We start from the raw sequence: 23,870 nt of genomic DNA on the forward strand, positions 1-23,870 counted from the left end.
GGGGAGGACGACAGTGGACAGTGGTGCGATACGCCGGCGACCGCGCAGGCGACTGGCTCTCGCCGCGGCCGTGCTGGCCGCGTCCGGGGTGCTCGGGCTCACGGCGACGGGGACCGCGCAGGCCGGGTCGGCGAACGGCTGCGCCGGGCGTGAAGTGCGGACGCTGCCGTTCAAGTCCGGCGTCACCCACGTCTACAAGCGCAACGGCTACGTCTGCGCCGTCACCGTCGCCCGACAGCCCGGGCCCACCCGGACCATGTCGGTCAGCGTGCAGGCCCGCGGCAACCGGCCGGTCGTCGACAAGGGCCGCTACAAGCACCACGCCGGCCCGGTGACCGTGCACGCCGGCCACCGCTGCGTGTGGATCAAGGGCTCGGTCGGCAGGTACTCGGTCAGCTCCGGCTGGATCCTGTGCTGAACGTCCCGTGCTGAACGCGACCCCAGCACCCGGCCGGTGATCCGGAGCGCTCAATTCCCCCTGGTGGTACAGCAGTTGCTGGGATAGCTTCCGGCGCACATCTGTCTCACAGGGGAGAGTGCGCATGCGCAAGGCGCTCAGATGGCTGCTGGCGCTCACGGTGTTCATAGGAACCCTGAGCACGGCGGCCGGCGCGGCCACCGCCGCCGGGTCCGAGCCCACCGACATCAAGGACCGGCTCCTGTCGATACCCGGCATGAGCCTCATCCAGGAGAAGCCGTACCCCGGCTACCGCTACTTCGTCCTGAACTACACCCAGCCGGTCGACCACCGCCACCCCGACCGGGGCACCTTCCAGCAGCGCATCACCGTGCTGCACAAGGACACGAGCCGCCCCACGGTCTTCTACACCAGCGGCTACAACGTCTCCACGACCCCCTCGCGCCGCGAGCCCACCCAGATCGTGGACGGCAACCAGGTCTCCCTGGAGTACCGCTTCTTCACCCCGTCCCGGCCGGCCCCGGCCGACTGGTCCCAGCTCGACATCTGGCAGGCGGCGAGCGACCAGCACCGCGTGTACCAGGCCCTGAAGCCTCTCTACTCCGCCAACTGGCTGGCCACCGGCGGCTCCAAGGGCGGCATGACCGCCACGTACTACGAGCGCTTCTACCCCCGCGACATGGACGGCGTGGTGGCCTACGTCGCCCCCAACGACGTCGTCAACAAGGAGGACTCGGCGTACGACCGCTTCTTCGAGCGGGTCGGCACCAAGGAGTGCCGGGACCGGCTGAACGCCGTCCAGCGGGAGGCGCTGGTGCGGCGCGGGCCGCTGGAGAAGAAGTACGCCGCGTACGCCGCCGAGAACGGCTACACCTTCACCACCATCGGCGGCCTCGACAAGGCCTACGAGGCGGTCGTCCTCGACTACGTCTGGGGCTTCTGGCAGTACAGCCTCCTGAAGGACTGTGACACCGTCCCGGCGGACGCGGCGACCGCGACCGACGAGGAGATCTGGACCTCGGTCGACACGATCTCCGGCTTCTCCGCCTACACCGACCAGGGCCTGGAGACGTACACCCCGTACTACTACCAGGCGGGCACGCAGCTGGGCGCCCCGACCATCCACTTCCCCCACATCGAGCGGAAGCTGATCCGCTACGGCTACCAGCCCCCGCGCAACTTCGTCCCCCGCTCCATCCCGATGCGCTTCCAGCCGGACGCCATGCGGGACGTGGACACATGGGTCCGCCACCACGCCGACCACATGCTCTTCGTCTACGGCCAGAACGACCCCTGGGGCTCGGAACGCTTCCGCCTCGGCGCGGGCGCCCGGGACGCGTACGTCTTCACGGCTCCCGGGGCGAACCACGGCGCGAACGTGGCAGGCCTGGTACCGGAGCAGAAGTCCCTGGCCACCGCCCGGATCCTGGAGTGGGCGGGCGCTTCCCCGTCCACCGTGGCCGAGGCGAAGCCGCTGGCCAGGTACGACGCGAAGCTGGACGTACGGGACGTGGAGAAGGAGCCGTCGTTGCGGCCGTGACGCCGTTCGGTGATCGCTGACGGCGGGGGCGGCGTGTCGCCCCCGCCGTCTTCGCCGGTACCTCCAGGCGGGCCGGTGCCTCGACCGGGAGACGGCGGGCGGGTGTCTCTAGTAGGTCAGCCCATGGCCGATCGGGTACAGCACCCGCGCCGGGTCGTCCGCCCGCTGTACCGGCACCGGCAGCTTCCCGCGCGGTCTCACCCGGCCCGCGATCACCCGTGCCGCGGCGCGCAGTTCGACGTCCGTCCAGCAGTACGTGGCCAGGCAGGCGCGGACGGAGGGGAGTTGCGCGACGTCGTACGGGTTGCGGACGGCCACCGCGACCACCGGCCTGCCCGTGGCCAGCAGACGGTCCACCAGGGTGCGCTGGGTGCTGGACGCCGTCACGTTGTACGTGGCCACGATCACCGCGTCCGCGTCCCGCGCGGCGGTGACCGCCTGGTCGATGGCCGCGGCGGAGGGTGCGGTGCCGGTGGACAGGGCCGTGGCGGTGAAGCCCAGTTCGGTGAGGGCGGCGGCCAGCACGCCGGTGGGCGGGCCGGTGGTGCCGGACGGGGAGGCCGGATCGGCGCCGACGACCAGGAGCCTGCGCCGCGTGCGGCGGTCGAGGGGCAGCGTGGCGTCCTCGTTGACCAGCAGGGTGGTGGTGCGTTCGGCGATGCGGTCGGCCGTGGCCAGGTGGGCTTGGGTGCCCACCGTGCGGTCGACGTCCGCCCGGTCGGCCCAGGGGCGGTCGAAGAGTCCGCGCCGGGCCTTCAGGCGCAGGATGCGCAGGATCGATTCGTCCAGGCGGGCCTCGGTCAGCTCGCCCTCCCGTACGGCCTTCAGCACCGCGTTCCAGGCCACGTCCAGCGACGGCGGGTTGAGCAGCTGGTCCACGCCGGCCTTGAGCGCGAGCACCGGCACCCGGTCGTCGCCGTACTTGGTGCGCACGCCCTGCATGCCGAGGGAGTCGGTGATCACGACGCCGTCGTAGCCGAGTTCCTCGCGCAGGATGCCGGTGAGGATCGGGCGGGAGAGGGTCGCCGGGTCGCCCGAGTCGTCCAGGGCCGGGAACTGGATGTGCGCGGTCATGATCGAGTCGATGCCCGCCCGGATCGCCGCCCGGAACGGTACGGCGTCCAGCTCCTCCCACAGGTCACGGCTGTGGGTGATGACCGGGAAGCCGTAGTGGCTGTCGACGGCGGTGTCCCCGTGGCCCGGGAAGTGCTTGGCGGTCGCGGCGACACCCGCGGCCTGATAGCCCTTCACCTCGGCGGCGACCAGCCCCGCCACGGCCTCCGGATCGGCGCCGAAGGAGCGCACGCCGATGACCGGGTTGGCCGGATTGACGTTCACGTCGGCGTCGGGGGAGTAGTCCTGGTTGACGCCCATCGCGCGCAGCTCGGCGCCGGAGATCCGGCCCAGGGCGCGGGCGTCGGCGCGGGAGCCGCCCGCGCCGATCGCCATGGCGCCGGGGAAGAGGGTGGCGGGCTTGCCGATCCGGCACACCGCGCCGTGCTCCTGGTCGGTGGCGATGAGCACCGGCAGGCCGCGCGGCTGGTCCAGTGAGGCCCGCTGGATGCCGTTGGAGAGGTCGGCGATCTGGTGCGGGTCGCGGGTGTTGTGCGCCCAGGCGAAGTAGATGATGCCGCCGACCCGGTACCTGGCGATGAGTTCGGCGGCGGTGCGGACGCCGATCTCCTTGAGGTTGGCGTCCACGTCCGTCTGGTCGGGGGCGGTGGCGGAGTGGCCGTAGACCCGCATCACGAAGAGCTGGCCGACCTTCTCCTCCAGTGTCATGCGGGAGATCAGGGCGCGCAGCCGGCGGTCGTCGGGGGTGGCGGCGTGGGCGGTCGTCGGTACGGTCAGCGCGGCGGTGAGGCCCGCGGTCGCGGCGAGGACGGCGCGTCTGGACGGCCGTGCGGTGTGTCTGCCCGCGCTCGCGGAGTTCTCCGCGCCTCCCGTGCCGGTGTCGCCTCCCGTGCCGGTGTCGCTTCCCGTGCTGGTGTGGTGCACGTGCGCTCCTTCCAGAGGAGAACCGCTGAAGGAAACTTCCGAGGAGTCACCAATATCCGGGAAGTTTCTTTCCGTCAAGGGAATGCACAGTAACCACGAAGGTGCGGCCGACCGCGCATTGGCGGGGCGCGTACGGACGTTCCCCGGCATCCACGAGGCTCACTGGACCGGTGGACGCCGGCCGTAGAGGATCACCGGCATGACCACACGCGCGTACCTGATCCTGCACGGCTGGCAGAACCACCGCCCGCCGGAGCACTGGCAGCACTGGCTCGCCGGCCGGCTCACCGCCCTCGGCCACCGGGTCGGCTACCCGCAGCTGCCCGACGCCGACGACCCCGACCTGGACGTCTGGCTCGGTGAACTCGCCCGCCACCTGGAGGAGTTGAACGGACCGGAGGAGCGGGTCGTGGTGGCCCACAGCCTGTCCGCCGTGCTGTGGCTGCACGCCGCCGCCCAGGGCATGGAGCAACAGCGGTACGCGGACCGGGTGCTGCTCGTCTCCCCGCCGTCCGGTTCCGTCCTCGCCCGGCACCCGGAGGTGGCCGCCTTCGCCCCGCCCGCACCGGACTTCACCCTGCCCGGGCCGACGCGGCTGGTCGCGGGCGACGACGACCCGTACTGCCCCGAGGGCGCGGGCACGCTCTTCGCCGAGCCCCTCGGCATCCCCGCCGACGTCCTGCCCGGCGCCGCCCACCTCGACCTGGACGCCGGGTACGGTCCCTGGCCGGCGGTCCTGGACTGGTGCGTCGACGGCACCGCACCGCTCACGCCTCGTCCGGCACCCCGCTAGGCCCTGTCGTCAAACTCCCGTCTGCCGCGCGACGCCATGCACGCACTCTCGCCGCACCGGGCCCCGACCCAAGTACATCCAGTACGAGGGCCCGGGCCCGGCACGCCGAGAGCACGCACCTGACGCCGCGCGGCCCGCCCTCCGGGCCGACGACGGGAGTTTGACGACAGGACCTAGGCCGGTCGCGCAGCTCCGGTGTCGTCGTCGCGACCGCGGCCACCGCCACGACGCACAGCAGGCCGCCGCTGATCAGGGCGGTCGTGCCCGAGGTCCAGCCGGCGAGCAGACCGCCGGGCGCGTTGCCGAGGCTGGGGCCCGCCTGGCCGACGATCTGCTCGGCCGCCGTGACCCGGCCGAGCAGCGCGTCCGGGGTACGGGTCTGCACGATCGTGGAGCGCGAGACCACCGCCGTGGCGTCGCCGCGAGGAAGACGCGGCGCCGGTCGGCCCGGTCCACCCACGCCCCGGCGAACAGCCCGAACACCACCAGCGGCAGCGCCTGGGCCAGCCCGACGGCGCCGGTCCACGCGGTGCTGCGGGTCTGGTCCCAGACCTGGTACATGACCGTCACCATGGTCATGAACCCGCCGAGCACGGACACGGTCCGGCCGATCAGCAGCCGCCGGAAGACGGGTGAGGTGCGCAGGGGCCGTACATCGATGAGCGAGCGGGTGAGGCTCATGAGCGGAGGCGGGCGCACGGCCCCGGTGGCTGGATCACCGGGGGAGGGTAACCGGACGCCGACGCCCCGGCCAGCGAATTCGGCGCGGACAGCGGCTCTCCGGGAGAGGGACCAGCTGGAGGCTAGGCCGCTTCGCCCAGCATCCTCAGCAGATGCTCGCGGCCGGCACCGAGCAGACCCGGAAGCGGTGCCGCTCCCTCGTACCAGCGCTTCTCGTACTCCCAGCACAGCCAGCCGTCCCAGTGATGCCGGGACAGCACCTCCACGCACTCGGTGAGCGGCAGCACTCCGGTGCCGAGCGGCAGCGGGGTGGTGTCCTCGGCGGAGGCGATGTCCTTGACCTGGACGTAACCCAGGTGCGGGGCGAGAGCCGCGTAGGTGTCCGACGGCTGCTCACCGCCCAGCCAGGTGTGCATGACGTCCCACAGGGCGCCCACCTGCCGGTGCCCGACCGGGCCGAGGATCCGGATCGCGTCGGCGCCGGTGCGGTGCGAGTCGTGGGTATCCAGCAGGATCCGGACGCCCAGGGCGGCGGCGTCCTCGGCGGCGGTGCCGAGCCGCCGGGCGGCGATGGCGTCCGACTCCTCGCGGGGCCGGTCCGGGTCGGCGCCGGGGAGGACCCGGACGAAGGGCGCGCCCAGGTCATGGGCCAGCCCGAGGAGGTCCCGGATCTCCGCGAGTACGGGCGCGTCCTCGCCCGGGGCGGCGACGCGCGCGTACCCGGCGAGGCCCAGCACCTCGACCCCGGCGTCCCGGAACAGGGCGGCTGTCTCGGCGCGTTGGGCGGGCGTCAGGCCCGGATGCACCGGCTCCTCGGGATGGGCGCGCAGCTCGACACCGTGGTAGCCGTGCGCGGTCGCGAGCGCGAGGACCTCCGGCACGGGCAGGCCGGGGACACCGAGAGTGGAGAACGCCAGCTTCATGGGCAGGGACCCTACTCGCCCCACCCGCCACCCGCCCGCTCCACACAGCGCGAGCCGCCGGTCTCGGCCGGGACGCTGCGCGTCGTCCGCCTGGTGCGGGCGGTGCGAGCCGCCGGTCTGGCGGGCTGGGTCCGGGATGGTGTGCCGTTCGCTTGGTGCGGGGTGCGAGCCACAGGTCTGGGGCGGGCTGGGGTCGGGGACGGTGTGTGGGCGGTGTCAGTCGCCGGTCTGGCGGGCTGGGGCCCGGGGCGCTGCGCGTCGTCCGCCTGGTGTGGCTGGTGTGAGCCGCAGGTCTGGGGCGGGCTGGGGTCGGGGACGGTGTGTGGGCGGTGTCAGTCGCCGGTCTGGCGGGCTGGGGTCCGGGATGGTGTGTGTCGTTCGCTTGGTGTGGGTGGTGGGAGCCGCCGGTCTGGCGGGCTGGGACTCGGAACCGTGTGTGTCACTCGCCTGGTGCGGGGTCGTGCGGCGTGTTCAGGTCCCGTCCGCGTCACTCGCCCGGCCCGTGTAGCGCCAGCCGCCAGTCCTGGCCGACCAGGTCCTTGCCGAAGGAGCGGTGGGGCCGCTCGGCGACCAGGGCGAAGCCGTGCCGCTCGTAGAGGCGGCGGGCGTCGCCGAGCACGTCGTTGGTCCACAGCACCAGGTCCCGGTAGCCGGCCCCGCGGGCGAAGTCGATCACGGCCCGCACCAGCCGGTCGCCGATGCCGTGCCCGCGCGCCTCGGGCTCCACGAGCAGCAGCCGCAGCCGCGCGGTGCCGGGCGCGTCGTCCCGTACGCACATCACACAGCCCACGGGCCGCCCGGCCAGCTCGGCGATCCACACGCGCTCCAGATGCGGATCGTGATCCTCCGCGTAGTCGGCGACGATCCGGGCGACAAGCCCCTCGTACGCGGCGTTCCACCCGTACTCGGCCGCGTACAGCGCGCCATTGCGCTGCACGATCCACCCCAGTTCCCCGGCCTGCGGCTCCCGCAGCACCACGTCCGCGGCCTGCTTCTCCCCGCCCAGGATGTCCCGGATGGTCCGCATGGCCTCGGCCAGCCGGGCCCGGTCCGCCGGAGCGACGCCGTCGAGCAGCGCCCCGACGGACTCCTGGGCCCGCTCGTCCAGCAGCGCGGCGGTCTCACGCCCGCGCGCGGTCAGCGTGATACGGCGCCGCCGAGGATCGTCCTGCGACGGCTCCCGCCCGATCAGCCCGCTCTCCTCGAACCGGTTCAGGATCCGGCTCAGGTACCCGGCGTCGAGCCCCAGCCCACCGCGCAGGTCGGCCGCGTCGAGATACGGCGCGTGCGCGAGTTCGTAGAGCACGCGGGCCTCGGTCAGGGTGTACGGGGCGTACAGGTGGCGCTCGTAGTCGAGGGCGCCGATCACACCCGTGTAGAACCGGTTGAAAGCGCGGACGTCCTCGACGGTCATGATCGCCCCCGGATGCTTGACCCAGTCAGAGATCCTGCTCCTCCGAGCCTAGGCCGCCCGCACCGAGCCGTCCACGCCTACGACCGCCCGGCGGGCCGGTACACGTTCACCTGTGCGCCGGTCTTCGCGGTGGCCGACGACACCAGTTCCCAGCTGCGCAGCCCCCCGTCGGCCGGGAAGATCGACTTCCCGCCGCCGAGCAGCACGGGCATGACGACGAGCTGCATCTCGTCCACGAGCCCCGCCGCGATCAGCGCCCGCACCAGGGTGGGGCTGCCCATCATCGCCAGATCCCCGCCCTCGGCGGCCCGCAGCTCCCGCACCTTGTCGAGGGCCTGCGCCCCCGGGATCCGCACGGTGTTCTCCCAGCTCAGCTCGTCGTCCGAGAGGCTGTCGGACACGACGTACTTCTTCATGGAGTTCAGCCGGTCGGCGAACGGGTCTCCCGCCCGCTCCGGCCACGCGGCGGCCATCGTCAGATACGTCCGCCGCCCGTACAGCAGCGCCTCGGCCTTCTCCAGCCCCGCGGCGAAGGCCCCGCCCACCACCTCCGGGTCGAAGAAGGGGTGCGACCACCCACCGTGCGCGAACCCCCCGTCGGTGTCCTCCTCGGGCCCGCCGGGGGCCTGCACGACCCCGTCCAGACTGATGAATTCGGTGACGACGACACGCATGGGGTCCGCTCCTCGGCAAGTGTCCGTTGCTTACGACGATGAAGACGCCCAGCACCTCGAAAACTCATCGGTGCTGTCGAGAAAAAGGCAGCCCGGTCAACCCGGGCACCCGGCACACAACCACAAACCGCCGCCCTCCGGCACCACCCCGACGCCCCGGACCTTCACTCCCGCGGCACTCCGGAGGACCCCCGCACCATCAACTCCCCCCGCACCGAGGCGATCCCTCCGGGCGGCGGCTCCTCCCGCCCCATCGCGATGCGCCCGGCCCGCGCTGCCGCCTCCGCCAGCGGCAGCCGGACGGTGGTGAGAGAGGGCACCGCGTCGATGCTGAACGGCAGGTCGTCGAAGCCGGCCACCGAGACGTCCTCGGGAATCCGCAGCCCGGACTCCCGCAGTGCGGCGCAGGCGCCGAGGGCGACGGAGTCGTTCGCGGCCACGATCGCCGTCAGAGAGGGATCGCGGCGCAGCAGCTCCAGCGTGGCCTCGTGACCGGACCGGCGGTCGTAGCGGCCGTGGACCGTCCGGCGCGGGTCCTCTTCGATGCCCGCCGCCGCGAGCGCCGCGCGGTGGCCCTCCAGACGGTGCCGGGTGGTCGTGCGTTCCTCGGGGCCGGCGATGTAGCCGAGCCGGCGGTGGCCGAGGCCGATGAGGTGGTCGGTCAGCGCGCGGGCGCCGCCCCGGTTGTCGAAGGTCAGCGCGACGGCCTCGGTGTCGGGCGCGGGCGGGCGCCCGCACAGCACCACCCGGGTCCCGGCGTCCGCCAGCTTGCGCAGCTTGGCCGCGACCGCCGCCGCGTGCGGCGCGTCCTCCACCGCCCCGCCGGTCAGCACGACGGCGGCGGCGCGCTGCCGCTGGAGCAGGGTCAGGTACGTCAGCTCGCGCTCGGGCGAGCCGCCCGTGTTGCAGACGACCGCGAGGCGTTCGCCGCCCGCGCGCCCGCCGGGTCCGCCGATCTCCGCCTGGATGGCGCTGGCCATGATCCCGAAGAACGGGTCGGCGATGTCGTTGACGAGGATGCCGACCAGGTCGGAGGTGGCCGCGGCGAGCGCGCTGGCGGGGCCGTTGAGGACGTAGTCCAGCTCGTCCACCGCCCGCAGCACCCGCTCGCGGGTGGACGCGGCGACGGGGTAGTTGCCGTTCAGCACGCGCGACACCGTCGCGGGGGAGACCTGGGCGCGGGCCGCCACGTCCGCCAGGGTCACCGTCATCTCGTCGTCCTCCGGTCACGCGTCGTCTGGTACGCCCTCGTAGACAGCCAGGCATGCGTCCTGGTTCCGAGCAGACCTTAAGGCCACGACCCCCCGTTGTTCGCCCCCTCGAACAACTCGAAGCGGACACGGTCTTGTACAGACCACTTCCAGAGGCTAGCTTCTCCTCATGTAGAAAGCGCTTGCTATCCGATGCCTGGACTGCCTGCTCCACCGGCCCACGAAGGGGACTCACGTGACACGCAAGACGGTGCGTATCGCCATGAACGGCGTGACCGGGCGCATGGGCTACCGCCAGCACCTCGTCCGGTCGATCCTCGCCCTGCGCGACCAGGGCGGACTCGCCCTCGGCGACGGCACCGTGCTCTGGCCCGAACCGATCCTGCTCGGCCGCCGTGAGCACGCCCTGCGGGACATCGCGGAGCGGCACGGCCTGGACCAGGTCTCCACCGACCTGGACGCCGTCCTCGCCGACCCGTCCGTCGACATCTACTTCGACTCCCAGGTCACCTCCGCCCGCGAGGAGGCCCTCACGAAGGCGATCGCGGCCGGCAAGCACATCTACACCGAGAAGCCCACCGCCACCGGCCTCGACGGTGCCCTCGCCCTCGCCCGCCTCGCCCACGACAAGGGCGTCAAGCACGGAGTCGTCCAGGACAAGATCTTCCTGCCGGGCCTGCTGAAGCTGAAGCGCCTCGTCGACGGCGGCTTCTTCGGCCGCGTCCTGTCCGTGCGCGGCGAGTTCGGCTACTGGGTCTTCGAGGGCGACTGGCAGCCCGCCCAGCGCCCCTCCTGGAACTACCGCGCCGAGGACGGCGGTGGCATCGTCGTCGACATGTTCCCGCACTGGGAATACGTCCTGCACGAGCTGTTCGGCCGGGTCACCTCCGTCCAGGCCCTCGCCACCACCCACGTCCCCCGACGCTGGGACGAGAACGGCAAGCCCTACGACGCCACCGCCGACGACGCCGCCTACGGCGTCTTCGAACTGGAGGGCGGCGCCATCGCGCAGATCAACTCCTCCTGGGCGGTCCGCGTCCACCGTGACGAACTGGTCGAGTTCCAGGTCGACGGCACCGAGGGCTCGGCCGTCGTCGGTCTGCGCAGGTGCCGCGTCCAGCACCGCAGCGCCACCCCCAAGCCGGTCTGGAACCCGGACATCCCCGCCCCCGAGGTCTTCCGCGACCAGTGGCAGGAGGTGCCGGACAACGCGGAGTTCGACAACGGCTTCAAGGCCCAGTGGGAGCTGTTCCTCAAGCACGTCTACGCCGACGCCCCCTACCACTGGGACCTGCTGGCCGGCGCCCGAGGCGTGCAACTCGCCGAACTGGGCCTGAAGTCCTCCGCCGAGGGCCGCCGCGTCGACGTACCGGAGATCTCGCTGTGACCATCCGACTCCCGGTGGCGGACGGCACCCTGCGCACGTACGAGCCGCGCACCGCACCCCTCGCCCTCGCCCCCGGCACCCCCTTCACCTCCCGCACGGTCTTCTCGGCGGCCCATGTCGTCGCCGACCCGTTCGCCGACGTCTCGCCTGACGCGCCCGCCGCCGTCGACTGGGACGCCACCCTCGCCTTCCGCCGCCACCTGTGGTCCCACGGGCTCGGTGTCGCCGAGGCGATGGACACCGCCCAGCGCGGAATGGGCCTGGAGTGGGCGGGCGCCGCCGAACTGATCCGGCGCAGCGCCGCCGAGGCGCGCTCGGCCGGTGGCCGTATCGCCTGCGGTGTCGGCACCGACCAGATCACCGGGGGCGGCCTCGCGGAGATCCGGGCCGCGTACGAGGAGCAGCTCGCGGTCGTGGAGGAGGCGGGTGCCCAGGCCATCCTGATGGCGTCCCGCGCCCTGGCCGCGACGGCGAAGGGCCCCGAGGACTACCTGGAGGTCTACGGCCACCTCCTGCGCCAGGCCGCCGAACCGGTGATCCTGCACTGGCTCGGCCCGATGTTCGACCCGGCCCTGGAGGGCTACTGGGGCTCGTCCGGCCTGGACGCGGCCACCGGCACCTTCCTGGAGGTGATCGCCGCCCACCCCGACAAGGTGGACGGCGTCAAGATCTCCCTGCTGGACGCGCGGCGCGAGACCGACCTCAGGCGGCGGCTGCCGCGGGGCGTGCGCTGCTACACCGGCGACGACTTCCACTACCCGGAGCTGATCGCGGGCGACGACCAGGGCTTCAGTCACGCGCTGCTCGGGATCTTCGATCCGCTGGGCCCGCTCGCGGCCGAGGCGGTGCGGGTCCTGGACACGGGTGACGTCCAGGGCTTCCGCGAACTCCTCGACCCCACGGTCGAGTTGTCCCGCCACCTGTTCCGGCCGCCCACCCGCTTCTACAAGACAGGGGTGGTGTTCCTGGCCTGGCTCGCCGGCCACCAGAGCCACTTCACCATGGTCGGCGGCCTCCAGTCGGCCCGCTCCCTCCCGCACTTCGCCCGCGCCTACGAACTCGCCGACGGTCTCGGCCTGTTCCCGGACCCGAAGCTCGCGGAGGAACGGATGAAGACCCTTCTGTCGCTGTACGGGGTGAGCCAATGAGCACGGCGGAACTCGCGCGCTTCTCCATCAACCAGATGACGGTCAAGCAGCTGTCGCTCCCGGAACTGGTCGACGCCTGTGCCGCGTTGGGCGTGCCCGGTGTGGGCCTGTGGCGGGAGCCGGTGCAGCGCTACGGCGTGGAGGCCGCGGCCAAGCTGGTCGGGGACGCGGGCCTGACGGTGACGACGCTGTGCCGGGGCGGCTTCCTCACGGCGGCCGACCCCGTCGAGCGGGCCGAGGCGCTGGGCGACAACCACGCGGCGATCGACGAGGCCGCCACCCTCGGCACCGACACCCTGGTCCTGGTCTCCGGCGGACTCCCCGCCGGCAGCAAGGACCTGCGCGGCGCCCGTGAGCGCATCGCCGACGCCCTGGCCGTCCTCGCCCCCTACGCGGCCGAACGCGGCGTACGCCTCGCCATCGAGCCGCTGCACCCCATGTACGCGTCCGACCGCTGCGTGGTCTCCACCCTCGCCCAGGCCCTGGACCTCGCCGAACGCTTCCCCGCCCACCAGGTCGGGGTGACCGTGGACACCTACCACGTCTGGTGGGACGACCAGGCCCCCGCGCAGATCGCCCGCGCGGGCGCGGCGGGCCGCATCCACACCTTCCAGCTCGCCGACTGGACCACCCCCCTGCCCGAGGGTGTCCTCAACGGGCGCGGCCAGATCGGCGACGGGGCGATCGACATGCGGGAGTGGAAGAGCTGGGTGGAGGCCGCCGGGTACACCGGTCCCATCGAGGTCGAGCTGTTCAACGAGCGGCTGTGGGCGCGGGACGGGCGTGAGGTGCTGGCGGAGACGGCGGAGCGGTTCGTGGAACACGTGATCCGCCGGCGGGCCCACGCACAGAAATTCTCAGAAGCGGGTGCAACCATTCCGCCGCCCGCCGTGTCGTAACTGTCGTCGGAACCACGGGGGACCCCGGGGGGGGATCGGGTTCCGGCAGGGGAGGGGAACCCCGAGGGGGCGTCCCCTGGTCTACGGGCCGGGGACGCCCCCTCGAAACGTTCCGGACGTCTCCGCCCTAGAAGAACACCCCGCAGCGCAGCAGGACGTTCGCGTACGGCCGGGCCTCGCCGGTGCGGACGATCAGCCGGGCCCCGGCCGACAGCTCCTTGAGCCGCTCGTGCGGGACGAGGACCAGCTCCGGGAAGCGGGCCTGAAGCAGCCCGGCCGCCGCCGGATTGGCCGCCCGCACCTCCTCCGCCGCCGTGGCGCCCTCCACCACCAGCTCGGTCAGCAGGCCGTCCAGCACTTCGGCGAAGGACGGCACACCGGCGCGGAAGGCCAGGTCCACCACCCGGGGCCCGTCGGGTACGGGCATGCCCGCGTCGCAGACCAGCACCCCGTGCCCGTGGCCCAGTTCGGCCAGGGCGCCGGAGAGATGACGGTTGAGTATCCCCGCCTTCTTCACAGGGCCTCGACCTCCTCCGCCGTCGGGTACGACTCCTGCGCGCCCCGCCTGGTCACGGCCGCCGCGCCGACCCGGGCCGCGTAGGCCGCCGCGTCCGCCAGGTCCGCACCGGACCCGAGCTTCCAGGCGAGGGCGGCCGTGAACGCGTCCCCGGCACCCGTGGTGTCCACCGCGTCCACCTTCACCGACGGCACCCGGGTCACCCGCGAGCCGTCGGCCACCAGCGCCCCCTGCGCGCCCAGCGTCACCACCACCGAGCGGGGACCCTCGGCCAGCAGCAGCCGGGCCCAGTCCTCGGGGGCGTCGCTCGCACAGGAGTCCCCGAGGACGACCCGTGCCTCGTGCTCGTTCAGGACCAGCGGGTCACACGCCGCCAGCACCTCCGCGGGCAGCTCGCGCGGCGGCGACGGGTTCAGCACGAAGCGCGTGCCCGGCGCCAGGTTCCGTACGACCTCCACGACCGTCTCCAGCGGGATCTCCAGCTGCGCCGACACCACCCGGGAGGCGCGCAGGACGCCCGCCGCCGCCCGGACGTCCGCCGGCAGCAGGCGGGAGTTGGCGCCCGGCGACACCACGATGCTGTTGTCGCCGGACGGGTCGACGGTGATGAGCGCGACACCCGTCGGGGCACCCCCCACCAGCACGCCCACCGTGTCGGCCCCGGCCGCGCGCAGGGAGTCGAGCAGCAGCCGGCCGTGGCCGTCGTCGCCGACCCGCGCCAGCAGGGCCGTGGCGGCACCGAGCCGGGCCGCGGCGACCGCCTGGTTGGCGCCCTTGCCGCCCGGGTGCACGGCCAGATCGCCGCCGAGCACCGTCTCGCCGGCGGCCGGCCGCCGCTCGACGCCGATCACCAGGTCGGCGTTGGCCGATCCCACGGCCAGAAGGTCGTAGTCGTACATCAGTTGACTCCCCTGAGAGATGACGCCAGGCGGGCCGGCCCCGGAAGTGCTCGCGGGGCCGGCCGCCCGAGTCGTCTGTTGTCAGCCGGTGAAGCCGGCCACGTTGTCCTTCGTGACCACCTTCACCGGCACCTTCACCGTCGGCTCCACCTTGTCGCCCTTGACCGCCTTGAGGGCGTTGTCCACGGCGATCTTCCCCAGCTGCGAGGGCTGCTGGGCGACGGACGCGTACAGCGTGCCGTTCTTGACCGCGGTCAGGCCGTCCGGGGTGCCGTCGAAGCCGACCACCTGCACGGACCTGCCGGCCTTGGAGCCGAGCGCCTTGATCGCGCCCAGGGCCATCTCGTCGTTGGCGGCGATGACGCCCTGCACGTCCGGGTGGGCCTGGAGCAGGTTCGACATCACGTCGAGGCCCTTGGTGCGGTCGAAGTCGGCGGGCTGCTGGGCCAGCACCTGGATGCCCGGGTAGGCCTTGAGGCCCTGCGCGAACCCGGCCGCCCGCTCCCGGGCCGCCGACGTGCCCGCCTGGCCCTGGAGGATGACGATCTTGCCCTTGCCGCCCAGCTTCTCGGCGATCGTCTTCGCGGCCAGCTCACCACCGGCGACGTTGTCGGAGGCCACCAGCGTGTCCACGGACGCGTGGTTGACACCGCGGTCCACGGCGATGACCGGGATCTTCGCCTTGTCGGCGGCCTTCACGGAGTTGCTCGCCGCGTCCGAGTCCACCGGGTTGACGATGATCGCGCCCAGGCCCGAACTGGTGAAGTTCTGCAGCTGGTTGGCCTGCTGCGAGGCGTCGTTCTGGGCGTCGGTGACGGTCAGGTCCACGCCCAGCTTCTTCGCCTCGGCCTGGGCACCCGTCCGGATCTGCACGAAGAAGGGGTTGTTGAGCGTGGACAGGGACAGACCCATCTTCGGGGTCGTGGACGGCGAGGAGCCGCTGTGCAGGAAGGAGGTCGCGCCGACGACGGCGACGGTGACCACGGCGGCGAGCGCGTACGTCACCGCCTGCTTGCCCTTCGGCCCGCCCGTGCCGGCGGCCACCGGGGTCGCCCCGGCCTTGCGGCGCACGGTGTCCAGCAGCACCGCCAGCGCGATCACGACACCGATCACGACCTGCTGCCAGAAGGCGGAGACGGAGAGCAGGTTGAGGCCGTTGCGGAGCACCGCCAGGATCAGCGCGCCGATCAGCGTGCCGGACGCCTTGCCGGTGCCGCCCGCCAGCGAGGCGCCGCCGATGACGACCGCCGCGATGGCGTCCAGCTCGTAGCCGTCGGCGGCCTGCGGCTGCGCGGAGGACAGCCGGGAGGCGAGCACGATGCCCGCCGCGGCGGCGAACAGCCCGGACAGGGCGTAGATCGCGAGCTTCTGCCGCTTCACCCGGAGACCGGACAGCCGCGCGGCCTCCTCGTTGCCGCCGATCGCGTACATGGACCGGCCGATGTAGGTCCGCCCCAGCACGAACGCGGCGATCAGGCCCATCACCACCATGACCAGCACCGGCACCGGCAGCCAGCCGCCGAGGGTGTCCCCGAGGTGGGAGACCGAGTCCGGGAAGGCGATGGGGGAGCCCTGCGAGATCACCAGGGCCAGACCGCGGCCCACCGACAGCATGGCCAGCGTCGCGATGAACGGCGGCAGCTTGCCGTAGGCGATGAGGAAACCGTTCACCAGACCGGCGACGATGCCGGTGGCGACCGCCATCAGCACCGCGAGCACGACCGGCACCCCGTGGGATGTGGCGCTCCAGGCCAGCACGGTCGCCGACAGCGCGGCCACCGAGCCGACCGACAGGTCGATGCCCGCGGAGACGATCACGAAGGTCACACCGAAGGCGAGGATCGCCGTCACGGCCGCCTGGACGCCGATGTTGAGCAGGTTGTCCGTCGTCAGGAAGTCGCCGGACAGCGCCGACAGGGCGATGACCAGGACGATCAGCGCGGTGAGCGCGCCGTTGTCGAGGAGCAGCCGGCGCAGGCCGCCCGGGGCGCCACTCGCGCCCGCCGGCCTCTTGAGCGTGTCAGTGGCCACGGGTGGCCTCCTTGTCGGTGGTGGGGGTGGAGCCGGTGGCGGAGTCCGAACCGGCGGTCGGGGTGGAGACGGCGAGCGCCATGACGGCGTCCTGGGTGGCCTCGTCGGCCGGGAGTTCACCGGCGATCCGGCCCTGGGCCATCACCAGCACCCGGTCGCTCATGCCGAGCACCTCCGGCAGATCGCTGGAGATCATCAGCACGGCGGCCCCGGCGGCCGTCAGCTCGTTGATGAGCTGGTAGATCTCGACCTTGGCGCCGACGTCGATACCCCGCGTCGGCTCGTCCAGGATCAGCACCTTGGTGTCGGCCAGCAGCCACTTGCCGATGACGACCTTCTGCTGGTTGCCGCCGGACAGGGTCCGCACATGCTGCCCGAGGCCCGCCATGCGCACGCCCAGCTGCCCGGCGATCCGCTCGGCGGCGGAGTACTGCGCCTTGCGGTCCACCAGCCCGGCCCGGGTGGCCGACCGGAGGGTCACCAGCCCCAGGTTCTCCGCGACGGAGGCGTCCAGCACGAGCCCCTGGCCCTTGCGGTCCTCCGGTACGAGCCCGATCCCGGCCGCCATCGCCGCGTTCACGTCGTGCCGCTTCAGCTCGGCCCCGGAGACCCGCACGACCCCGTGGTCGTACGGATCGGCGCCGAACACCGCCCGGACGACCTCCGTACGGCCGGCCCCCACGAGCCCCGCGATACCGACGACCTCGCCGGCGTGCACCTCGAAGCTCACGTCGTGGAACACGCCGTCACGGCCCAGCCCCTCCACGGACAGCAGCGCGGCGCCCTTCTCCGGCCGCTGACGCGGGTACTGCTGCTCGATGGAGCGCCCCACCATCAGCCGTACGAGCTCGTCCTCGGGCGTGGCGGCGGGCACCTGCCCGACACTGCGCCCGTCCCGGATGACGGTCACCCGGTCCCCCAGGGCGGCGATCTCCTCCAGATGATGGGTGATGAAGACGATCCCCACGCCGTCCTCGCGCAGCGACCGCACGATGGCGAAGAGCTTCTCCACCTCCTCCGAGGTGAGCACGGCGGTCGGCTCGTCCATGATGAGCACGCGCGCTTCCAGGCTGAGCGCCTTGGCGATCTCGACCATCTGGAGCCGCGCGATGCCGAGTTCCCGTACCCGCGCGCGGGGCGAGACATCGACCCCGACACGGTCCAGCAGCGTCGCGGCCTCCGCCTCCATCCGCTTCCGGTCGATCATCCCGAACCGGCGCGGCTGCCGCCCCAGGAAGATGTTCTCGGCGACGGTCAGATCGGGAACGAGATTGAACTCCTGATAGATGGTGGCGATCCCGAGGCGCTCGGAGTCCTGCGCGCCATGGATGCGCACCTCCTCACCGCCTACGAGAATCCGGCCGGCATCGGGGGTGTAGGCACCGGAGAGCATCTTGATGAGGGTGCTCTTGCCGGCGCCGTTCTCACCGAGCAGTACGTGGACCTCGCCCCGGCGCAGGTCGAAGTCGACGCCGTCGAGCGCGACCACGCCGGGGAAGGTCTTGCGTATGCCCTCGATGCGCAGCAACTCGTCCGGGTTGCTCACGACGTGCTCCTTTGCACTGGGGAGGGGGACTGCGTGGGGGGTGCGGGGGTCTGGGAGGGCACGAGCGTCTCTCCGCAGGAGCGGCGTACGACGAGCCGCGCGGGCAGGGTGACGGAGCGCGGGGTGCGCCCCTCGATCCGGTCGACCAGGGCCCGTACGGCGGCCCGCCCCAGCTCACCCGTCGGCTGGGCGATGGCGGTGACGGGCGGATCGGTGTGCACGAACCACGGGATGTCGTCGAACGCGGCCAGCGCGATGTCGTCGGGCACGCGCAGCCCGCGCGCGCGTACGGCGTCCAGCGCGCCCAGCGCCATCAGGTTGTCGGCGGCGAAGACGACCTCGGGCGGCTCCGGCAGATCGAGGAACCCTTCGGTGACCCGCCGCCCGCTCTCGGCCTGGAAGTCGCCCTGCCCGATGTAGACGTCCGGCAGCGACAGCCCGTACTCGGCGAGCGCGGCCCGGAACGCCTCCACACGCTCACTGCCGGTCGTGGTGGCGGCGGGCCCGGCGATGATGGCGAGCCGCCGGTGCCCGAGCCGGCACAGATGGGCGACGAGATCCCGTACGGCGGCCTGCCCGTCCGCACGGACCACCGGCACATCCACGCCGGGGATCCACCGGTCGACGAACACCATCGGCGTCCCCGCCCGGGCGGCGTCCAGCATCAGGGGCGAACCGCCGTCGGTGGGGGAGACGAGCAGCCCGTCGATCCGCCGGTCGAGCAGGTTCCGTACGTGATGGTCCTGGAGCTCGGGCCGCTCGTCGGCGTTCCCGATGATCACGCTGTAGCCGAGCGCGCGGGCCTCTTCCTCGACGGAACGGGCCAGCTCGGTGAAGTAAGGATTCAGCACGTCGCTGATGACCAGCCCGAGGGTATGGGTCTGATCCGTCCGCAGGGACCGGGCGACGGCGTTGGGCCGGTACCCCAGGGCATCCACGGCCCCCATCACCCGCGCCCGCGCGTCGGCACTGACGGACGGATGCCCGTTCAGCACGCGCGACACGGTGGCCACGGACACACCTGCCGCAGCGGCCACATCCTTGATGCTCGCCATCGCCGGTCCCACCTCCTCGTGGACTCATGGAATCGATTACATCCCTGCCGTAGGGAGGATTGGAATCGATTACACGGGCCCGAGGCAAGGGGTCACGGGTGGCCGAGACCCAATCGTGACCGAGGGGCGGTGGAGGGGGCCGTCCAGCCGGCACGGCCCGGGCCGGCCGCCGCGCCCGGACGGGCCACCGGGATGGAAGGGTTCTCAGAATACAAACCGCTCGACTCACAAGATGGCGTCTGAAAAGCGAATGACACAAATGAAAAAACGCACGTCCAACGATTCCCGGTCACGTTCACTCATTTGCCGCGCATCTGGAGGAGAGGGGGCGGCGTTAGCTCGGATATGACGACAGCTAGGTTCCGTGGCTTGCCTCACCGCGACGCGAGGAAAGACAGTCTGTCTGCGAGCCGTGTTGTGACGGCGGCAAAGTATATTTACACACCTGGTGTTGCACGCTCGCTGGAGGCGCGTGGCACCTTGCGCGGGGACGGCGCGCGCATCGAACCCCAGGCTACTGACTCGCTGCTCCGCGAGTTCCTTACGCTACTGGAAGCGGTCCAGCAGGAACTTAATCAACGGTGGACCGCCCAGGCAAACTCTGACTGCCGCGCGGATCGCGTGTGACGGGGGTGGATTTCCATGAATCACGACTATGCGGGTCCCCCCTTCGCCCGGCGTGAACGGTATGCGGACACTCCCCCTTACACGGTGGGTACCGTCTGGCACGGCAGTCCTGTCGGCGCCCTGGACTCAGAGGCTCCCCTGGTGCCCCCCGACTCCGGCTGGGACCCGGCCGAGGAACTCGCCTACCTCCTGCAGGAGGCCGTTCCGGCCGAGCAGCCGGCCGCGGTCCCGCCCCCGCGCGGCGAGCCGTCATCCGCCGACGACTACGCCGATCCGATGGAGAACCTGGCCCGGATCACCGCACAGCTGCCGCCCATCCGACGTTCTTCCGTTGGCGCCGGACACCGCAAGAGCCGGGTTCGAAAAATCCGAGTCAAATGGATGCAGACCGGCAGCTTCGTGATCGCGGCGTTCATTTCCGTCATCGTGGCGATGGTCAGCGTATTCGGCGGAATGGCGGCTTACGGGCCACTGCGGAACATCACGTCAGGCACGGGCAGCGAGATGTTCGCCTGGTGGCCCGTCCTCGTGTACGGCCCCTGGATGGTGGCCTCTCTTTCCATCCTGCGAAGCGCCTTGCATCAGCGCCGAGCCCTGCACTCATGGTTCATCGTCCTGCTGTTTTCGTCCGTCGCGATGATGCTGTGCGTGGCTCAGGCCGACCGGACCGTCACCGGCATCGCCGGCGCCGCCCTCCCCGCGTGCGCGTCGCTGGCATGCTTCCAGCAACTGGTCCGCCAAGTCACCTTGACTCTCCCCCCACGCCAGGACAAGCCCCGCCACCGCCGATAGCGACCCGCGCGCCGGCCCCGGCGTGGCGACCCTCTCCCGAGCAGCAACAGGCAGATCTGTTCCACCCGACGACCCACCCCACCTGCGAGTTCCCCCACGCTCCCTGGAACAGGTCTGCCTACCCCTACCGTTGCCCTCCCGGGCCGGCCGGCCCAGGGGCCCGGTGCCGGTCGGCGCGCGGCGCGAGCGGCCCAACGGCTACCTGCTCACTCCTCGGTGAACAGCTCCGTGGCGTCCGCCGCGTGCACGGCTCGTCGGGCCCAGGTCTCCAGCTGGTCGAGGTCGGTGCAGGCGTTCACCCGTTCGCGGACGGCGTCGGGCACGGGGATGCCGCGCCATTGCAGGATCTGGAGCACCATCTCGGCCTTCGCCTCGGCGCGCCCTTGTTCCAAGCCTTCCTCCAGGCCCTGTTCTCGACCCTCCTCGCGCACCTGTTCGGCCAGGGGGTGTCGCCAGAAGTACTGGATCGCCGTCATCAAATCCCTCCACATCTGCTTCGCCTGGGGGTCGGCCAGGCAAGAGTCGACGAACTGCACGAAGACCGCGGCACTGTCGGGGTCGATGGTCCGCAGGGCGGATGCCAGGGACTCCAGTATGGCCGCCGCCCGCGGGCCACGCCCGTGTGTCATCGCCGAGAGCACCGCAAGGGGTACGTCCCGCTCGGCCTGCTGCTCGTCCGCGATCACGGGCACGTTGTCCGGACCCAGCACCAGCGGCCGTACCGTCAGCGAGTCCCACCCCCGGAACCCGAACCGGATCGGACGCGCGGCCCACTTCGCCGTGGCACTGCTCTGCGTGATCACGATCAGCACGGGCTCGCAGCGGTACTTCTCGTACAGGTACGACAGGTAGTACGGCCAGCTGCCCCGCTTGCGGTCGTCCGCCTTGCCCTGCGACTCCACGACCAGCAGGTACGTGCCCTGGTCCGTCTCCGCCCGCAGCAACGTGTCCACCCGGCGCTCGACCGGCTCGATCTCCGTCAGGTCCACGTTCAGCGCCGCGATCTCCCGCGGCTCCGGGAACGGGACGTCCAGCACCCGCTGTAACGCCCGTGTCAGCAGCGCCGGGTCCTTCTGAAAGATCCGGTGCAGCGCTTCATGCGACGAGCCGACCATCAGCTCTCCTTTCATACGACGTGATCAACGAGCTAGGCCGCCGCAAGTTCGCACCACACGTACTTCCCCCGGTCCCCGAACCGCGCCGACGGCTGCCAGCCCCAGTCCTGGGCGCAGGCCGTCACCAGCCCCAGCCCCCGCCCCTCCTCCCACTCCAGCGCCTGCTCCAACGGCACCGGAGGCTCCGGTGGTGCGGGGTCCGTGTCCCACGCGCCGATCCACACCAGGCCCTGCGGGGAGCGCCGTACCCGCAGCGCGGCCGGGCCCTTGGTGTGCCGTACCGCGTTCGACACCAGCTCCGTCGCGAGGAGTTCGGCGGTGTCGAGCAGCCCCGTCAGGCCGTGCAGGGTCAGGATCGCTCGCAGGGTGCGGCGGCAGACGGTCACGGCTCTGGGGTCGTTGGGGACGTAGAGCGTGTAGTCCCAGGGGTCGTTTTCGGGCATGACTCAGCAACTCCAGTCAGCGAGTGGGGATTTCGCACGGTGGCATTGCCGCAGCCGTCATGGCGGGACGGCACGGTGCGCTTCCGCTGCGTGTGCGGTGCGTCACCGACGGTAGGGCTAACTGTTTAACTGTCGCAACCCGGTCGCGTAATGTGACGCCCGAACGAGTTGCGTCCACGGGCGTGTTGGGAGGGATCGGCGATGGCGTTGAGGAGCGAGCCGACAGCACGTCAGCTGCGGCTGGCGGTCGAACTGCGCAGGCTCCGTGATGCGGCAGGCCTCACGGCTCGGGAGGCGGCCGCCCTGCTCGGCGTGACCGCTCCGGTCATCAGCCAGATCGAGACCGGCCTCGCGGGGGTGAGCGAGAAGCGGTTGCGCCGTCTCGCATCCCACTACGCCTGCACGGACGAGGAGTTCATCGACGCCCTGGTCGCGATGGCGACCGACCGGACACGCGGTTGGTGGGAGGCGTACCGAGGACTGCTCCCGACCTCGTTCCTGGACCTCGCGGAACTGGAGTACCACGCCACATTCCTGCGCGAGGTGGCCATCCTGCACGTATCCGGCCTGTTGCAGACGGAGGAGTACGCCCGCGCGGTCTTCTCTTCCAGGGTGCCGGAACTGACCGAAGAAGAGCTGGAGTTGCGTGTGCATCACCGCATGCGGCGCCAGCAGATCACCATTCCGTACGAGTTGGTGATCCACGAGGCGGCCCTGCGTATCCGGGTCAGCGACCGCAACGCCTCCCGAGCCCAACTTGCCAAGCTGCTGCAACTGTCCGAGGCGGACAGCATCACCGTTCGCGTCATCCCCTTCGATCTGGATGGCTTCACCAGGGCCTCAAGCGCCATGGCGTACGTGGGCGGGCCTCTGTCCAAGCTGGACACAGTTGTGCGTGACGCGCCTCACGGCTCAGTGTTCATTGACTCCGAAGCTCAGCTCAACGCCTATCGAACGCGTTTCCGTAAGGTAGAGGCTGTTTCGCTCGAACCCGACCAGTCGCGCGACTTCATCCACAAGCTGGCCCAGGAGCTGTGAGTACCCATGACCACCCTCGACAACTGGCGCAAGTCGTCCTACTCCGGTGAGGGCGACGGCAACGCCTGCGTGGAGATCTCCACCACCCCCACCCACACCTCCGTCCGCGACTCGAAGACCCCCACCCGGGCCACCCTCACCTTCCCCACCCCCGCCTTCACCACCTTCCTCGAAGCCGTGAAGACGTACCAGCACCCGCACCCCCACTCCTAGGAACCCAAAACCCTTCGCACCAACTCGACCCGCCGGGTACGGTCTCCGGCGTGTTGCCACCGCGCGGAGCCCTTCGCTTCGCGTGGCCGCACCGGCAGTTCCCGCGTCGAGAGAGCAGGTTTCGTCCATGGCGTGTCGTATCAGTGAGCTCGTGCTCGGTTGCCGCGAACCCGAGGTGCTGGCGCGGTTCTGGTGCGAGGTGCTGGACTTCGTGGTGCTCGGACGCGAAGACGACGGCAGCATCGAGATCGGGCCGAGGGAAGGGTTCGGCGGCGCGCAGCCGACGCTCTTCCTCAGCCGCAGGGACGAGCCGGAGCCGGGGAAGTCGCGGCTGCACATCGACGTCAACGCCACCGACCGCGATCAGGACGCCGAACTCGAACGCCTCTTGAAGCTCGGGGCGCGCCCGGCCGACATCGGCCAGACCGGCGAGGAGTCCTGGCACGTTCTCGCCGACCCCGAGGGCAATGAGTTCTGCCTGCTCAAGGCCCGCCTCAACCCGCTCTGA

The 23,870-nt window shown here is 71.5% G+C and carries 22 protein-coding genes and 1 pseudogene; 10 read left to right on the top strand and 13 right to left on the bottom strand.

The genetic code is table 11. The features are described from left to right. Positions 1-13 precede the first annotated feature (13 nt). Positions 14-418 carry a hypothetical protein gene (locus AB0L21_RS04855; RefSeq protein WP_365699670.1) on the top strand — a complete coding sequence of 135 codons (405 nt, stop codon included), beginning with the start codon at positions 14-16 and terminating at the stop codon, positions 416-418. 124 nt (positions 419-542) lie between these two features. Next, the gene (locus tag AB0L21_RS04860; protein WP_365782244.1) at positions 543-1,958 is read left to right on the top strand and encodes a S28 family serine protease; all 1,416 of its coding nucleotides are present in this window, start codon (positions 543-545) and stop codon (positions 1,956-1,958) included. Positions 1,959-2,066: 108 nt separating this feature from the next. Here the strand turns inward: AB0L21_RS04860 and AB0L21_RS04865 are convergent, their stop codons facing one another. Continuing rightward, positions 2,067-3,956 (bottom strand): glycoside hydrolase family 3 protein, encoded by a 1,890-nt coding sequence (locus AB0L21_RS04865; RefSeq protein WP_365782245.1) that lies wholly within the window; start codon positions 3,954-3,956, stop codon positions 2,067-2,069. A gap of 199 nt (positions 3,957-4,155) precedes the next feature. Here AB0L21_RS04865 and AB0L21_RS04870 point away from each other — a divergent pair, with 199 nt between their 5' ends. Next, entirely contained in the window at positions 4,156-4,749 is a 594-nt protein-coding gene (locus AB0L21_RS04870; protein ID WP_365782247.1) for an alpha/beta hydrolase, read from the top strand. 184 nt (positions 4,750-4,933) lie between these two features. Here AB0L21_RS04870 and AB0L21_RS04875 read toward each other — a convergent pair. The 5 genes and pseudogenes from AB0L21_RS04875 to AB0L21_RS04895 form a co-directional block, all read right to left on the bottom strand. Next, positions 4,934-5,430 (bottom strand): annotated as a pseudogene (locus tag AB0L21_RS04875) (MFS transporter); the annotation flags it as partial. Between the two features lie 122 nt (positions 5,431-5,552). After that, positions 5,553-6,353, bottom strand: coding sequence for a sugar phosphate isomerase/epimerase family protein (locus AB0L21_RS04880; protein WP_365782249.1), 801 nt, complete (start codon positions 6,351-6,353; stop codon positions 5,553-5,555). 487 nt (positions 6,354-6,840) lie between these two features. Next, positions 6,841-7,767 carry a bifunctional helix-turn-helix transcriptional regulator/GNAT family N-acetyltransferase gene (locus tag AB0L21_RS04885; protein WP_365699682.1) on the bottom strand — a complete coding sequence of 309 codons (927 nt, stop codon included), beginning with the start codon at positions 7,765-7,767 and terminating at the stop codon, positions 6,841-6,843. Between the two features lie 77 nt (positions 7,768-7,844). After that, positions 7,845-8,441 carry a dihydrofolate reductase family protein gene (locus AB0L21_RS04890; RefSeq protein WP_365782251.1) on the bottom strand — a complete coding sequence of 199 codons (597 nt, stop codon included), beginning with the start codon at positions 8,439-8,441 and terminating at the stop codon, positions 7,845-7,847. Between the two features lie 164 nt (positions 8,442-8,605). After that, a complete protein-coding gene (locus tag AB0L21_RS04895; RefSeq protein ID WP_365782253.1) occupies positions 8,606-9,652 on the bottom strand; it encodes a LacI family DNA-binding transcriptional regulator in 1,047 nt (348 codons plus the stop codon). A 235-nt stretch (positions 9,653-9,887) separates the two neighbouring features. On the opposite strand from AB0L21_RS04895, the gene AB0L21_RS04900 reads away from it, so the two are divergent. Genes AB0L21_RS04900 through AB0L21_RS04910 form a run of 3 tightly spaced genes read left to right on the top strand, consistent with a single transcriptional unit; the run spans position 9,888 to position 13,086 of the window. After that, a complete protein-coding gene (locus AB0L21_RS04900; protein ID WP_365782255.1) occupies positions 9,888-11,039 on the top strand; it encodes a Gfo/Idh/MocA family oxidoreductase in 1,152 nt (383 codons plus the stop codon). Continuing rightward, positions 11,036-12,187 (top strand): dihydrodipicolinate synthase family protein, encoded by a 1,152-nt coding sequence (locus AB0L21_RS04905; protein WP_365699690.1) that lies wholly within the window; start codon positions 11,036-11,038, stop codon positions 12,185-12,187. Before AB0L21_RS04900 ends, AB0L21_RS04905 begins: the two co-directional genes overlap by 4 nt. Further along, positions 12,184-13,086 carry a sugar phosphate isomerase/epimerase family protein gene (locus AB0L21_RS04910; protein WP_365699692.1) on the top strand — a complete coding sequence of 301 codons (903 nt, stop codon included), beginning with the start codon at positions 12,184-12,186 and terminating at the stop codon, positions 13,084-13,086. Before AB0L21_RS04905 ends, AB0L21_RS04910 begins: the two co-directional genes overlap by 4 nt. Positions 13,087-13,213: 127 nt before the next feature. Here the strand turns inward: AB0L21_RS04910 and rbsD are convergent, their stop codons facing one another. The 5 genes from rbsD to AB0L21_RS04935 form a co-directional block, all read right to left on the bottom strand. Continuing rightward, positions 13,214-13,603: a D-ribose pyranase gene (gene rbsD / locus AB0L21_RS04915; RefSeq protein WP_365699694.1), complete on the bottom strand. Its 390-nt coding sequence runs from the start codon at positions 13,601-13,603 to the stop codon at positions 13,214-13,216. After that, positions 13,600-14,502 carry a ribokinase gene (locus tag AB0L21_RS04920; protein WP_365782257.1) on the bottom strand — a complete coding sequence of 301 codons (903 nt, stop codon included), beginning with the start codon at positions 14,500-14,502 and terminating at the stop codon, positions 13,600-13,602. Before AB0L21_RS04920 ends, rbsD begins: the two co-directional genes overlap by 4 nt. An 81-nt stretch (positions 14,503-14,583) precedes the next feature. After that, positions 14,584-16,533 (bottom strand): substrate-binding domain-containing protein, encoded by a 1,950-nt coding sequence (locus AB0L21_RS04925; RefSeq protein WP_365782260.1) that lies wholly within the window; start codon positions 16,531-16,533, stop codon positions 14,584-14,586. Further along, positions 16,523-18,079, bottom strand: coding sequence for a sugar ABC transporter ATP-binding protein (locus AB0L21_RS04930; protein ID WP_365699700.1), 1,557 nt, complete (start codon positions 18,077-18,079; stop codon positions 16,523-16,525). Before AB0L21_RS04930 ends, AB0L21_RS04925 begins: the two co-directional genes overlap by 11 nt. After that, the gene (locus tag AB0L21_RS04935; RefSeq protein WP_365782262.1) at positions 18,076-19,134 is read right to left on the bottom strand and encodes a LacI family DNA-binding transcriptional regulator; all 1,059 of its coding nucleotides are present in this window, start codon (positions 19,132-19,134) and stop codon (positions 18,076-18,078) included. Before AB0L21_RS04935 ends, AB0L21_RS04930 begins: the two co-directional genes overlap by 4 nt. 768 nt (positions 19,135-19,902) lie before the next feature. Here AB0L21_RS04935 and AB0L21_RS04940 point away from each other — a divergent pair. After that, entirely contained in the window at positions 19,903-20,553 is a 651-nt protein-coding gene (locus AB0L21_RS04940) for a DUF2637 domain-containing protein (protein ID WP_365699705.1), read from the top strand. A 206-nt stretch (positions 20,554-20,759) separates the two neighbouring features. Here the strand turns inward: AB0L21_RS04940 and AB0L21_RS04945 are convergent, their stop codons facing one another. Together AB0L21_RS04945 and AB0L21_RS04950 are read right to left on the bottom strand one after the other, a co-directional pair. Further along, positions 20,760-21,668, bottom strand: a complete 909-nt coding sequence (locus tag AB0L21_RS04945; protein ID WP_365782264.1) for a hypothetical protein — start codon at positions 21,666-21,668, stop codon at positions 20,760-20,762. 32 nt (positions 21,669-21,700) lie between these two features. Then, on the bottom strand, positions 21,701-22,111 hold the full coding sequence (locus AB0L21_RS04950; RefSeq protein ID WP_365782266.1) for an ATP-binding protein: 411 nt from the start codon (positions 22,109-22,111) through the stop codon (positions 21,701-21,703). A 201-nt stretch (positions 22,112-22,312) separates the two neighbouring features. Here AB0L21_RS04950 and AB0L21_RS04955 point away from each other — a divergent pair, with 201 nt between their 5' ends. The 3 genes from AB0L21_RS04955 (at position 22,313) to AB0L21_RS04965 (ending at position 23,870) form a co-directional block, all read left to right on the top strand. Further along, complete coding sequence (locus AB0L21_RS04955; protein ID WP_365699711.1) at positions 22,313-23,149, top strand: helix-turn-helix transcriptional regulator; 837 nt, start codon at positions 22,313-22,315, stop codon at positions 23,147-23,149. Between the two features lie 6 nt (positions 23,150-23,155). Then, positions 23,156-23,362 carry a DUF397 domain-containing protein gene (locus tag AB0L21_RS04960; protein ID WP_365782268.1) on the top strand — a complete coding sequence of 69 codons (207 nt, stop codon included), beginning with the start codon at positions 23,156-23,158 and terminating at the stop codon, positions 23,360-23,362. 127 nt (positions 23,363-23,489) lie between these two features. Beyond that, positions 23,490-23,870, top strand: coding sequence for a VOC family protein (locus AB0L21_RS04965; protein WP_365699715.1), 381 nt, complete (start codon positions 23,490-23,492; stop codon positions 23,868-23,870).

Origin of the sequence: Streptomyces sp. NPDC052721, from assembly GCF_040678315.1 — a bacterium.
Classification (GTDB): Bacteria; Actinomycetota; Actinomycetes; order Streptomycetales; family Streptomycetaceae; genus Streptomyces.

What these genes read in the sequence shown, in the direction of transcription:
- AB0L21_RS04860 (WP_365782244.1), top strand. Translation starts at nt 543, where the DNA reads ATGCGCAAGGCGCTCAGATGGCTGCTGGCGCTCACGGTGTTCATAGGA.
- AB0L21_RS04870 (WP_365782247.1), top strand. Translation starts at nt 4,156, where the DNA reads ATGACCACACGCGCGTACCTGATCCTGCACGGCTGGCAGAACCACCGC.
- AB0L21_RS04880 (WP_365782249.1), bottom strand. Translation starts at nt 6,353, where the DNA reads ATGAAGCTGGCGTTCTCCACTCTCGGTGTCCCCGGCCTGCCCGTGCCG.
- AB0L21_RS04885 (WP_365699682.1), bottom strand. Translation starts at nt 7,767, where the DNA reads ATGACCGTCGAGGACGTCCGCGCTTTCAACCGGTTCTACACGGGTGTG.
- AB0L21_RS04890 (WP_365782251.1), bottom strand. Translation starts at nt 8,441, where the DNA reads ATGCGTGTCGTCGTCACCGAATTCATCAGTCTGGACGGGGTCGTGCAG.
- AB0L21_RS04895 (WP_365782253.1), bottom strand. Translation starts at nt 9,652, where the DNA reads ATGACGGTGACCCTGGCGGACGTGGCGGCCCGCGCCCAGGTCTCCCCC.
- AB0L21_RS04910 (WP_365699692.1), top strand. Translation starts at nt 12,184, where the DNA reads ATGAGCACGGCGGAACTCGCGCGCTTCTCCATCAACCAGATGACGGTC.
- AB0L21_RS04920 (WP_365782257.1), bottom strand. Translation starts at nt 14,502, where the DNA reads ATGTACGACTACGACCTTCTGGCCGTGGGATCGGCCAACGCCGACCTG.
- AB0L21_RS04935 (WP_365782262.1), bottom strand. Translation starts at nt 19,134, where the DNA reads ATGGCGAGCATCAAGGATGTGGCCGCTGCGGCAGGTGTGTCCGTGGCC.
- AB0L21_RS04945 (WP_365782264.1), bottom strand. Translation starts at nt 21,668, where the DNA reads ATGGTCGGCTCGTCGCATGAAGCGCTGCACCGGATCTTTCAGAAGGAC.
- AB0L21_RS04950 (WP_365782266.1), bottom strand. Translation starts at nt 22,111, where the DNA reads ATGCCCGAAAACGACCCCTGGGACTACACGCTCTACGTCCCCAACGAC.
- AB0L21_RS04955 (WP_365699711.1), top strand. Translation starts at nt 22,313, where the DNA reads ATGGCGTTGAGGAGCGAGCCGACAGCACGTCAGCTGCGGCTGGCGGTC.
- AB0L21_RS04960 (WP_365782268.1), top strand. Translation starts at nt 23,156, where the DNA reads ATGACCACCCTCGACAACTGGCGCAAGTCGTCCTACTCCGGTGAGGGC.
- AB0L21_RS04965 (WP_365699715.1), top strand. Translation starts at nt 23,490, where the DNA reads ATGGCGTGTCGTATCAGTGAGCTCGTGCTCGGTTGCCGCGAACCCGAG.